The sequence below is a fragment of the Escherichia sp. KTE52 genome (assembly GCF_000408325.1).
GTDB lineage: Bacteria > Pseudomonadota > Gammaproteobacteria > Enterobacterales > Enterobacteriaceae > Escherichia > Escherichia marmotae.
On sequence record NZ_KE138676.1, the window covers coordinates 219,871 to 231,235 of the forward strand.

8 protein-coding genes, 1 tRNA gene, 2 pseudogenes and 1 CRISPR repeat array are annotated in these 11,365 nt (G+C 49.9%); of the genes and pseudogenes, 3 read left to right on the forward strand and 8 right to left on the reverse strand.

Annotated elements, in window-relative coordinates; translation table 11 throughout:
- Window positions 1–5 precede the first annotated feature (5 nt).
- A complete protein-coding gene (locus A1SC_RS20020) occupies window positions 6–1,034 on the forward strand; it encodes a fimbrial protein (RefSeq protein ID WP_001516096.1) in 1,029 nt (342 codons plus the stop codon).
- Between the two features lie 107 nt (window positions 1,035–1,141).
- On the opposite strand, the gene A1SC_RS20015 is transcribed toward A1SC_RS20020, so the two are convergent.
- The 8 genes and pseudogenes from A1SC_RS20015 to trxB all read right to left on the reverse strand — a co-directional run bounded on the left by A1SC_RS20015 (window position 1,142) and on the right by trxB (window position 8,014).
- A tRNA-Ser gene (locus tag A1SC_RS20015) sits at window positions 1,142–1,229 on the reverse strand.
- Between the two features lie 340 nt (window positions 1,230–1,569).
- Window positions 1,570–2,078: direct repeats of the CRISPR family, unit length 28 nt; unit sequence GTTCACTGCCGTACAGGCAGCTTAGAAA.
- 107 nt (window positions 2,079–2,185) lie between these two features.
- Window positions 2,186–2,404 (reverse strand): translation initiation factor IF-1, encoded by a 219-nt coding sequence (infA, locus tag A1SC_RS20010; protein ID WP_001040187.1) that lies wholly within the window; start codon window positions 2,402–2,404, stop codon window positions 2,186–2,188.
- Window positions 2,332–2,504: pseudogene (locus A1SC_RS26140) on the reverse strand (hypothetical protein); the annotation flags it as partial. The pseudogene A1SC_RS26140 and the gene infA, both read right to left, overlap by 73 nt.
- 42 nt (window positions 2,505–2,546) lie before the next feature.
- Window positions 2,547–2,688, reverse strand: a pseudogene (locus A1SC_RS26145) (hypothetical protein); the annotation flags it as partial.
- On the reverse strand, window positions 2,689–3,393 hold the full coding sequence (gene aat / locus A1SC_RS20005; protein WP_001241663.1) for a leucyl/phenylalanyl-tRNA--protein transferase: 705 nt from the start codon (window positions 3,391–3,393) through the stop codon (window positions 2,689–2,691).
- Between the two features lie 44 nt (window positions 3,394–3,437).
- Complete coding sequence (gene cydC / locus A1SC_RS20000; protein ID WP_001202150.1) at window positions 3,438–5,159, reverse strand: heme ABC transporter ATP-binding protein/permease CydC; 1,722 nt, start codon at window positions 5,157–5,159, stop codon at window positions 3,438–3,440.
- Window positions 5,160–6,926: a heme ABC transporter permease/ATP-binding protein CydD gene (gene cydD / locus A1SC_RS19995; protein WP_001043634.1), complete on the reverse strand. Its 1,767-nt coding sequence runs from the start codon at window positions 6,924–6,926 to the stop codon at window positions 5,160–5,162. It abuts the gene before it with no gap.
- A 122-nt stretch (window positions 6,927–7,048) separates the two neighbouring features.
- On the reverse strand, window positions 7,049–8,014 hold the full coding sequence (gene trxB, locus A1SC_RS19990) for a thioredoxin-disulfide reductase (RefSeq protein WP_000537399.1): 966 nt from the start codon (window positions 8,012–8,014) through the stop codon (window positions 7,049–7,051).
- 544 nt (window positions 8,015–8,558) lie between these two features.
- Here trxB and lrp point away from each other — a divergent pair.
- Window positions 8,559–9,053: a leucine-responsive transcriptional regulator Lrp gene (gene lrp, locus A1SC_RS19985; RefSeq protein WP_000228473.1), complete on the forward strand. Its 495-nt coding sequence runs from the start codon at window positions 8,559–8,561 to the stop codon at window positions 9,051–9,053.
- A gap of 134 nt (window positions 9,054–9,187) precedes the next feature.
- Window positions 9,188–11,365 (forward strand): DNA translocase FtsK 4TM domain-containing protein (locus A1SC_RS19980; protein WP_016261864.1); only part of this gene is annotated, 2,178 nt, incomplete at its 3' end.

Here is an 11,365-nt window from a genome sequence, read left to right on the forward strand (position 1 = left end):
TGTTTATGAAGAAATATTGGTTTTTGTTTCTACTGGCTTTGCCATTTTTTGGGCAGGCTAAATGTACCTATACAAATAACCTGGAGGCAACTCAGGCAATTAATTTAGACTTCACAAAAGGTAATGAGATAACAGTAAATTTCAACCCTAATCTAAAGGATGGCGATTATGTATGTGACGCTTTGACTGATAAGATGTATTTTTCAACATCGTTACGAGATTATATTATTGAAATGAAAGATAAGCCGGGTGGTGAATCTGTTTATATTAAGTTGACGCTTGAGGCTGATGGATTTCCGGTAGACACACCCAGGGATATTGTTTCACCCAAAACCTATTCCGTCAGTAATACTATTAATAATAAAGAAATGAAGCTAACTGCCTCATATATACCACCTACTTCGTATGATGAAGCAGGGAGTAAGGGCGAACTAGTAATTGCAACAGGTGATTCATTCCAGTTAAAAAACGCTGCAGCTATTTTTACATCTAATAATGTCTGTTCTTCAGGTCCGCTTGCGTCGTTACTTTGCTATCTCTTTGGTCTGTCAAGCTTAAACGAATCTTATAAGCAAAAACTAATATTTAATATTAAACATAAACCCACAACCTGTAGTTTCTCGCAATCGATTTACGAAATACAAATGCCAGATATAGCTATAAGTGAGGTTGAATCAGCAAATGATACTAAAACAGGCTCTACAAATCTGCTCCTCAATTGCGACAGTGTTAATAAGGTCACGACTAATCCAGTGACTTTTAAAGTTGCGCGCGGTGAATGGGATGATAGTGGAACCATTCTGAAAAACACATCGCTTAATGGTGCTAAGGGGGTTGGGTTCCAGATTTATAATGGTAACGCAACGACACCGTTAAAGTTGGGTGATACCCTGATGAACAAATTAACTAAAATGGCGGCCATTGAGAATCAGTACACCTTCCCGATTACCGCGAAATATGTCCGCGTGAAGGAGGAAGCGATACAGCCAGGAGAAGTCCAAAGCAAAGCGATATTTGCCGTATCCTATGATTAATGTGCCACTGGCCTTCACGTACTTTCGTAGAGGAAGTACGTGTTTTTTATTCATGGCGGATCAATGCAAAAAAAGCCCGTACTTTCGCACGAGCTCTTCTTTAAAGATGGCGGTGAGGGGGGGATTCGAACCCCCGATACGTTGCCGTATACACACTTTCCAGGCGTGCTCCTTCAGCCACTCGGACACCTCACCAAATTTTTGCTGCCTTACCACATGAGGGGCAACGGGGCGCTACTATAGGGAGTTGGAGCAAAACGGTCAAGAAGAATTTATTTAGATTGATTTGTTTGGTTACGCAATGAACACACGATTCATTCGCCCGAGATTATGGTCGTATGCGTTCTGATCAATTGTTTATCAAAAGCTACGAGGGAAATATGAGAGTGAAGAAATACCAATCGACCCATTTTTTAGAGTGACATGTAACTCATTGATTTTGTTTATTACTATTTTGACGTCTCGAAAAAGGGTATGAACCTGTGATTTTGTGATTTTTAACAGTAAATCAATCGGATAGTCTGCTATTATTTCAGTTCACTGCCGCACAGGCAGCTTAGAAACAGCTCAACGGTACGCGCCTGCTCGTCAATCGGTTCACTGCCGCACAGGCAGCTTAGAAAAATCAGATTAATAACGGCGACGTTATTTTCGGGTTCACTGCCGCACAGGCAGCTTAGAAATCAGTTCGCCTTTCCACATCATGAACGCGCAGGTTCACTGCCGCACAGGCAGCTTAGAAAGTCGAGCTGATCGACTTATGCCCCATCAGGCTGTTCACTGCCGTACAGGCAGCTTAGAAAAAAGCTTGATGACATTTTAGAAAATTCAAAAGGTTCACTGCCGTACAGGCAGCTTAGAAAGTGTTGCGCTCGCTTGTTACCACGCTTGGATTGTTCACTGCCGTACAGGCAGCTTAGAAAGGGTTTTGTCTGAATATGTTCCGGGCAGTTCGCGTTCACTGCCGTACAGGCAGCTTAGAAATGTTTGAGAACCTTCGCCGCATGGGGCATCAGGTTCACTGCCGTACAGGCAGTTTTTAAAATCCACACCCCAATATTTATTTTCTTCCTTAATCCCGGGCGCAAAAAAGGCCGGTTAAACCGACCTTTTACTCGTTCTTTCTCTTCGCCCGTCAGGCGGCAAAACAATCAGCGACTACGGAAGACAATGCGGCCTTTGCTCAGGTCGTACGGGGTCAGTTCAACAGTCACTTTGTCGCCCGTCAGGATGCGGATGTAGTTTTTGCGCATTTTACCGGAGATGTGTGCAGTAACCACGTGACCGTTTTCTAACTCTACGCGGAACATGGTGTTAGGTAACGTTTCAAGAACAGTACCTTGCATTTCAATATTGTCTTCTTTGGCCATCTAATCCTCTGGGGTATCACTACCGTAATTTGAACCGGCAAGATAATGCCGAAGTTCTGTAAATAAGTAAAGATTTGCGCGCTAAATCGCAACAAACAGGTTTGGCACATAACTCCGAAAACACACGGCTAAGCCGCACCAAAAGCGCAACGTATAAGGGAACGGTGAGATAAACGATGGGCGTTACCTGACGCGAAAAATTCCTTATCGGCAGCGGAGTAATGAGCGTAACCAACTCTGCGAGCGCAATTATAACACTCTGGAGAGAAATGTGCCGAAAACATTCATTTCTGTGGCGAAAACAATTGCCGCGGCACCCAGAAATTATTCGGTAATCGTTCCGGGCGCATTTGATTGAGGTAATTGAGGTAATCCCGCCGGGGAATTTCGCAGGCTCCAAGCGAAGCCGTGTGATCATTAAGCACCTGGCAGTCGATCATTTTGCCGCCATGACGGATAAATTCTTCGCAGAAGATCATGAGCGCCGTTTTGGACGCATTTTCCATCCGGCTGAACATCGATTCGCCACAAAATAGCGTTCCCTGCGCTACGCCATATATGCCGCCGACAAGCTCGTCTTCATGCCAGACTTCAATGGAGTGGGCATGACCCAGCTCGTGTAAGCGGTGGTAGGCTTCAATCACATCGCGCGTAATCCAGGTTCCTTCTTCGCGATCGCTGGCACAGCCTTCAATGACCTGACCAAAGGCATGATTCATCGTGACACGGTAAGGCGAGCGTTTATGAAATCGTTTCATACTGCGACTGATGTGCAGTGATTCCGGCCATAATACTGCGCGTGGATCCGGCGACCACCAGAGAATGGGGTCGCCAGGAGAAAACCATGGGAAAATACCACGCTGATAAGCCATTAACAGGCGCGCGGGGCTAAGATCGCCCCCCAGCGCCAGCAGGCCGTTAGGCTCACGTAATGCGCCTTCCGGAGAAGGGAAGGCTATTGAATGGCGAGAAAGCTGAACCAGGCGCATGACCGCAAAACTCCACTACGCAAGTCGGATCGTTCAATAATAGCTTACAAACCCTGCTTAAACTGGTAATAACGCCCCTGTCTGGCAAGCAGTTCTGCGTGAGTACCTTGCTCAATAATTTGCCCGTTGTCCATCACTATTATTTGCTGGAAATGAGAGAGTCCGCGAAGTCGGTGAGTGACCATTAACACCGTTTTCTCACGCATCATTTCTGCAAGTAATTCAAGGATCTGACTTTCTGTTGTGGCATCTAAACCTTCGGTAGGTTCGTCCAGCAATACCAGCGGCGCATTGTGCAATAGTGCGCGGGCGATAGCCAGACGGCGCAGTTCACCACCAGAGAGTTGACGTCCGCCTTCACCTAACCAACTGTTGAGTCCTGCATCTTCGAGCAATTTCTCCAGACCGACGCGGCGCAAGATCTCCGCCAGAGCCTCATCACTACTGCCAGGCGAAGCGAGTAATAGATTATCTCGCAGCGTGGCGCTAAACAGATGCACACGCTGCGGCACAACGCTGATGGTCTGGCGCAGAGTCGCTTCGTTCAGGCTGGCAATGGGGCTACCGTTAAGCAGAATCTCGCCTTGTTGTGGATCCCATGCGCGAGTCAGCAGTTGTAACAGAGTTGATTTGCCGCATCCGGTTCGCCCGAGAATCGCAATATGTTCTCCGGCGTTTGCCTGAAGGGAAATCCCTTTAAGCGCTTGTTGTGATTGTTCCGGATAAGTGAACTGAACATCACGTAATGTCAGGGATACCTGATCGGCAACACTGGATTGGGTATCAGGAAAGGTAACTTCCGGCTTTTGGTCCGTTAAGTCAGTGATTCGCACGGCAGAGGCAATCACTTGCCCCAGATGCTGAAATGCGCCAGTCACCGGAGTCAGCGCTTCAAATGCAGCTAACGCGCAGAAGACAAACAGCGCAATTAACGCGCCAGGCTGATTATTACTACCAACGCCACCGGAGGCCATCCATAGCATCAGGATCACCGCCAGCGCGCCAATCAGCAGCATAATCGCTTGTGATAACGCGGTCAGTTCGGACTGGCGGCGTTGCGCTTCCAGCCACTGAATTTCGGTATTCTCTAACTGCGTGCGATAACGATCGCTGGCGCCAAAAATGGTCAGCTCGGCTTGCCCTTGCAGCCATGCGGTTAATTGTTGGCGATACTGACCGCGAAGGTGAGTCAGATTTTGCCCAGTGCTCTTTCCGGCGCGATAAAACAGCGGAGGCATCAGGAACAACGTCAGCAACATAATGCCGCCCAGCGTAAAGGCGAGGGTGAAATCAAGGAAGCTTAACCCGACGGTCACCACCATAATCACCACAAAAGCACCTACCAGCGGCGAAATAACGCGCAGATAAAGATGATCGAGCGTATCAACATCCGCCACGACACGGTTGAGTAATTCACCCTGGCGATAGCGGGCCAGCCCGGCAGGGGAGAGTGGCAATAGTTTGCTGAAGGTGTAAATGCGCAGATGCTGCAATACGCGGAAAGTCGCGTCATGACTCACCAGTCGTTCAAAATAGCGACCGGCGGTACGGGTGATTGCCGCGCCACGCACACCTGCGGCGGGCAGCATATAGTTAAAACTATACAGGCCTGCGACACCGGCTACAGCCGATGCGGAGAGGAACCAGCCGGAAAGTGTTAACAGACCGATACTGGCGAGCAGAGTAATAATCGCCAGCACAATACCGAGGCTTAACATCCACTTATGGCGTTTATACAGTGCCAGATAGGGTAGCAAAGCGCGCATTTAAATCTCCTCCTGACGATGGGCCAGTAATGTGGCGAAAGGACCGTTAGCCACGCTTAACTCCGCGTAACGTCCTTGCTCGACAATCTGACCATCCTGCATTACCCAAATGGCATCCCAGTCAGCAAGATCTTCTAACTGGTGGGTGACCATTAACGTAGTCTGGCGCAGTGAGGCGGCATTCAGTGCTTCCATCACGCGCTGCTCGCTGTGAGCATCAAGGCTGGCAGCGGGTTCATCCAACAGTAATAGCGAGCAGGGATTTAGTAACGCACGAGCCACCGCCACGCGTTGCGCCTGACCCACGGAAAGGCGGGCTGCCTGGTCGCCAACAGGCGTATCAACACCTTGTGGCAGGAGCGGTAGAAACTCACTGACCCACGCGTTATCCAGTGCTGTTTGTAACTCTTGTTCGCTGGCATCAGGTCGCGCTAGCAGTACGTTATCCCGTAGTGTTGCCGCCGGTAATTGCGGATTCTGCCCAACCCAGGAGAGATGTTTGCGCCACGATTCCGGTGATAAATCGCTCAATTCTATGCCGTTGACTCGTAGCGATCCCTGATAGGAAAGAAAACCGGAAAGCGCATTCAATAGTGAGCTTTTACCTGAACCGCTACGACCAACTAACACCGCACGTTGGCCTGCTGGCAGAGTAAAATTCAGCGGGCCGACCAGCGTTTTACCTTCTGGTGAAGTGATAAACAGATCCTCGGCTTCAATGGTCACCGGATCGTTAGACGCTAACTCCGCCTCACCGCGTTGTGGATGAGCGAGTGGGGTTTCCATAAACGTTTTCAGGCTGTCGGCTGCGCCAACCGCCTGGGCTTTAGCATGATAAAACGTACCGAGATCGCGTAATGGCTGGAAAAACTCTGGCGCAAGGATGAGTGCGAGAAAACCCGCAGCCAGCGTCACCCCAGTATCGTAGTGACCAAAATCCAGCTCACCGAGGTAGGAGAAACCAAAGTAGACCGCCACCAGAGCAATTGACAGCGAGGTGAAGAATTCCAGAATGCCGGAGGATAAAAATGCCAGTCGCAGCACCTCCATCGTCCGTTGACGGAAATCTTCCGAAGCAGAACGAATGCTTTCAATTTCGGCTTCACCACGACCAAAAATACGCAGTGTTTCCATGCCGCGCAGGCGATCGAGGAAATGTCCACTTAAGCGAGCAAGCGCGAGAAAGTTACGTCGGTTCGCATCGGCTGCGCCCATCCCAACCAAAGCCATAAATAACGGGATTAATGGAGCGGTGCCCAGCAGAATGAGCGCCGCAGCCCAGTTAGAAGGGAAGATCGCGACCACAATCAGTAGCGGCACTGATACCGCCAGCGCCATTTGCGGCAGGTAGCGAGCATAGTAATCATGCATATCGTCAATTTGCTCAAGTACCAGCGTCGCCCAACTCCCGGCTGGCTTGCCCTGAATCCATGCAGGCCCTGCTTGTTGCAGGCGGTCGAGAACCTGGCGGCGAATGGCAAAACGGATATGCTGCCCGGCGTGATAACCCACCCGTTCGCGTAACCAGACCACCCATGCGCGCAGCACAAAGGTCAGTACCAGTAAAGTAAAGGGAAGCAGCAGGGCTTCGCGGGGAATATTCTCCATAATCACATGTTGCAGAATACGCGCCATGAACCAGGCCTGGGCAATTATTAATATGCCGCTCACAAAGCCCAGCAGACGAGAAATATTCAGCCAACGTTGGGAGATGACGCTTTGCTGTTTTAACCAGCGGGTTAACTCTTTTTGACGGGATTTATTCATTGCACGCTTAGCAGGTGAGTTATCAGAATTTTTTGCAGGGCAATGTTACAACGGGGAAATAATAAAGGCGACCCATAGTCGCATGGAGTCGCCTTTTTTACTTTTGTTACTGATATGTAAAATTATTTTTCGCCGTATAAACCGTCGAGGTAGCGTTCAGCATCAAGTGCCGCCATGCAACCTGTACCAGCAGAAGTAATGGCCTGGCGATAAATGTGATCCATTACATCACCTGCGGCAAACACGCCCGGGATACTGGTCTGGGTGGCATTGCCATGAATACCCGACTGTACTTTGATGTAGCCGTTTTCCAGTTCCAGTTGCCCTTCAAAAATGGCGGTGTTCGGACTGTGGCCGATAGCAACAAACAGGCCAGCAACGTCGAGTGATTCGATGTTATCGCTGTTTTGCGTATCGCGCAGACGAACGCCTGTGACGCCCATCTGATCGCCAGTCACTTCTTCCAGCGTGCGGTTGGTGTGCAGAATGATGTTGCCGTTCTCCACTTTATCCATCAGACGCTTAATGAGGATTTTTTCTGCGCGGAAACTATCGCGGCGGTGGATCAAATGTACTTCGGAAGCGATGTTAGACAGATACAGCGCCTCTTCAACCGCAGTATTGCCGCCGCCGATAACCGCTACTTTTTGGTTACGATAGAAGAATCCATCGCAAGTCGCACAGGCAGAGACACCACGACCTTTAAAAGCCTCTTCAGAGGGCAGGCCGAGATAGCGTGCAGAAGCCCCGGTGGCAATAATCAGCGCATCGCAAGTGTATTCGCCGCTGTCGCCAGTCAGGCGAAACGGACGATTCTGCAAATCCACTTTGTTGATGTGATCAAAGATGATTTCAGTTTCAAATTTGGTGGCATGTTCATGCATGCGCTCCATTAACAACGGTCCGGTCAGATCGTTTGCATCGCCTGGCCAGTTTTCCACTTCCGTGGTGGTGGTCAGTTGGCCGCCTTTTTCCATGCCGGTGATCAGCACCGGTTGCAGGTTGGCGCGTGCCGCGTAGACAGCAGCGGTATAGCCCGCCGGGCCTGAACCCAGGATAAGCAGTTTACTGTGTTTGGTCGTGCCCATGAGATCCCCATAGTTGTTGGCAGACAATAGGCAGGATTGTAGGGAATTTACAGGCGTAAAAAAAGAGTATGACGATTTTGTTAACGATTTGTGCAATCGTCAAAAGCGATAAGCGTGTCAAATTCTTCTGTCATTATCACCTCTGCTACTTAATTTTTCCGGTTTATAAGCCGATTAAATGATGATTAAACGCGACTGTTAATGAATATCTGGCATGTTGTACTAAAAAACGATGTTTTGCTTTGACAATCACCTGGCGTTTTGCGAAAACATTCGAGGAAGAAAAAAACAGTATTCTTATATGCGCATAATCATGCATGTAAATACCATGTTTACCGTGCTAGTGAAATCTACGCATGGCGTGGACAGACGCCATTCGTGATGTCGATAGCTGCCACAAGGCAACGGTCTTCTCACCGTAGACCCAGGCATTGCGCGCCGTGAATCTTAATGATTTCGGTCTATCGTGACGGGTAGCGACTCTGGACAGTGATGTTTTCAGGGTCAGACAGGAGTAGGGAAGGAATACAGAGAGACAATAATAATGGTAGATAGCAAGAAGCGCCCTGGCAAAGATCTCGACCGTATCGATCGTAACATTCTTAATGAGTTGCAAAAGGATGGGCGTATTTCTAACGTCGAGCTTTCTAAACGTGTGGGACTTTCCCCAACGCCGTGCCTTGAGCGTGTGCGTCGGCTGGAAAGACAAGGGTTTATTCAGGGCTATACGGCGCTGTTGAACCCGCATTATCTGGATGCATCACTTCTGGTATTCGTTGAGATTACTCTGAATCGTGGCGCTCCGGATGTGTTTGAACAATTCAATACCGCTGTACAAAAACTTGAAGAAATTCAGGAGTGTCATTTAGTATCTGGTGATTTCGACTACCTGTTGAAAACACGCGTGCCGGATATGTCAGCTTATCGTAAGCTGTTGGGGGAAACTCTGCTGCGTCTGCCTGGCGTCAATGACACACGGACATACGTTGTTATGGAAGAAGTCAAGCAGAGTAATCGTCTGGTTATTAAGACGCGCTAACACGGAACAGGTGCAAAATCGGCGTATTTTGATTACACTCCTGTTAATCCATACAGCAACAGTACTGGGGTAACCTGGTACTGTTGTCCGTTTTAGCATCGGGCAGGAAAAGCCTGTAACCTGGAGAGCCTTTCTTGAGCCAGGAATACACTGAAGACAAAGAAGTCACATTGACAAAGTTAAGCAGCGGGCGCCGACTTCTGGAGGCGTTGCTGATTCTTATTGTTCTGTTTGCCGTCTGGTTGATGGCAGCTTTATTAAGCTTTAATCCTTCGGATCCCAGTTGGTCACAAACGGCCTGGCATGAGCCTATCCATAATTTAGGTGGGGCACCTGGCGCATGGCTGGCCGATACCCTGTTCTTCATTTTCGGCGTCATGGCTTACACCATCCCCGTCATTATCATCGGTGGCTGTTGGTTTGCCTGGCGTCAGCAGGCCAGCGACGAATACATTGATTATTTTGCCGTCTCGCTGCGAATTATTGGTGTGCTGGCGATCATCCTTACTTCCTGTGGTCTGGCGGCGATCAATGCTGACGATATCTGGTATTTTGCCTCCGGTGGCGTAATCGGGAGTTTATTAAGCACTACGCTGCAGCCAGTGTTACACAGTAGTGGGGGAACGATTGCGCTGCTTTGCGTCTGGGCGGCAGGCCTGACGCTGTTTACCGGTTGGTCCTGGGTGACTATTGCCGAAAAACTGGGCGGCTGGATTTTAAACATTCTCACATTTGCCAGTAACCGTACTCGTCGCGACGATACCTGGGTTGATGAAGATGAGTATGAAGACGACGAAGAGTATGAAGATGAGAGTCACGGCAAACAACATGAGTCGCGCCGTGCCCGGATCCTTCGTGGCGCATTAGCGCGTCGTAAACGTCTGGCCGAAAAATTCATTAATCCGATGGGGCGGAAAACTGACGCTGCGTTGTTCTCCGGCAAGCGGATGGATGATGAAGAAGAAATTACCTACACGGCGCGCGGTGTCGCCGCCGATCCTGATGACGTCCTCTTTTCGGGCAATCGTGCAACGCAGCCAGAATATGACGAATACGATCCGTTATTAAATGGTGCGCCGATTACCGAACCTGTAGCTGCTGCAGCGGCTGCGACCACTGTGACACAAAGCTGGGTTGCGCCGGTTGAACCGGTAACCCAGACACCACCATCTGCACCTGTTGATATTTCACCAACACAGCCCACAGTGGCCTGGCAACCTGTTCCTGGACCGCAAGCGGGTGAACCGATAATTGCACCTGTATCCGAAGGTTACCCGCAGCAACCGCAATATGTGCAGCCTGCGGTGCAATATAACGAATCGCTGCAACAACCGGCGCAGCCTCAGCAGCCATATTATGCGCCTGCGCCGGAACAACCGGTGGTTGGTAACACCTGGCAAGCTGAAGAATCGCAATCCACTTTTGCTCCACAACCTACTTACCAGCCGGAGCAAACTTATCAGCAGCCGACCGTTCAAGAGCCGTTGTATCAACAGCCACAACCTGTTGAACAGCAGCCTGTCGTTGAACCGGAACCTGTTGTTGAAGAGACAAAGCCTGCACGTCCGCCACTTTACTATTTTGAAGAAGTGGAAGAGAAGCGTGCGCGTGAACGTGAGCAACTTGCGGCCTGGTATCAACCGATTCCTGAACCGGTTAAAGAACCAGAACCGGTCAAGCCTGTTTTGGCACGACCAGGTGTTGCAGCAGTGCCGCCGGTAGAATCCGCAGCCGCAGTCTCACCGCTGGCATCTGGCGTGAAGAAAGCGACCCTGGCAACGGGAGCCGCAGCGACGGTAGCTGCACCTGTCTTCAGCCTGTCAAATAGCGGTGGACCGCGCCCGCAAGTGAAAGAGGGTATTGGCCCTCAGTTGCCAAGGCCGAAGCGTATTCGTGTTCCGACGCGTCGTGAACTGGCGTCATACGGTATTAAGCTGCCCTCACAGCGTGCAGCGGAAGAGAAGGCACGTGAAGCGCAGCGCAACCAGTACGATTCTGCCGGGCAGTATAACGATGATGAAATAGATGCAATGCAGCAGGATGAACTGGCTCGTCAGTTCGCCCAGACGCAGCAGCAACGCTATGGTGAACAGTATCAGCATGATGTGCCAGTTAACCCGGGAGATGAAATAGATGCCGCTGCAGAGGCAGAACTGGCTCGTCAGTTCGTCCAGACACAGCAGCAACGTTATTCCGGTGAACAACCTGCGGGGGCGAATCCGTTCTCGCTGGATGATTTTGAATTTTCACCGATGAAAGCATTAGTGGATGATGGTCCACACGAGCCGCTGTTTACGCCAATTGTTGAACCT

Bases quoted from the DNA above. Each gene is read 5' to 3' on its own strand.
- cydC (WP_001202150.1), bottom strand. From the start codon at position 5,159: ATGCGCGCTTTGCTACCCTATCTGGCACTGTATAAACGCCATAAGTGG.
- cydD (WP_001043634.1), bottom strand. From the start codon at position 6,926: ATGAATAAATCCCGTCAAAAAGAGTTAACCCGCTGGTTAAAACAGCAA.
- infA (WP_001040187.1), bottom strand. From the start codon at position 2,404: ATGGCCAAAGAAGACAATATTGAAATGCAAGGTACTGTTCTTGAAACG.
- aat (WP_001241663.1), bottom strand. From the start codon at position 3,393: ATGCGCCTGGTTCAGCTTTCTCGCCATTCAATAGCCTTCCCTTCTCCG.
- lrp (WP_000228473.1), top strand. From the start codon at position 8,559: ATGGTAGATAGCAAGAAGCGCCCTGGCAAAGATCTCGACCGTATCGAT.
- A1SC_RS20020 (WP_001516096.1), top strand. From the start codon at position 6: ATGAAGAAATATTGGTTTTTGTTTCTACTGGCTTTGCCATTTTTTGGG.
- trxB (WP_000537399.1), bottom strand. From the start codon at position 8,014: ATGGGCACGACCAAACACAGTAAACTGCTTATCCTGGGTTCAGGCCCG.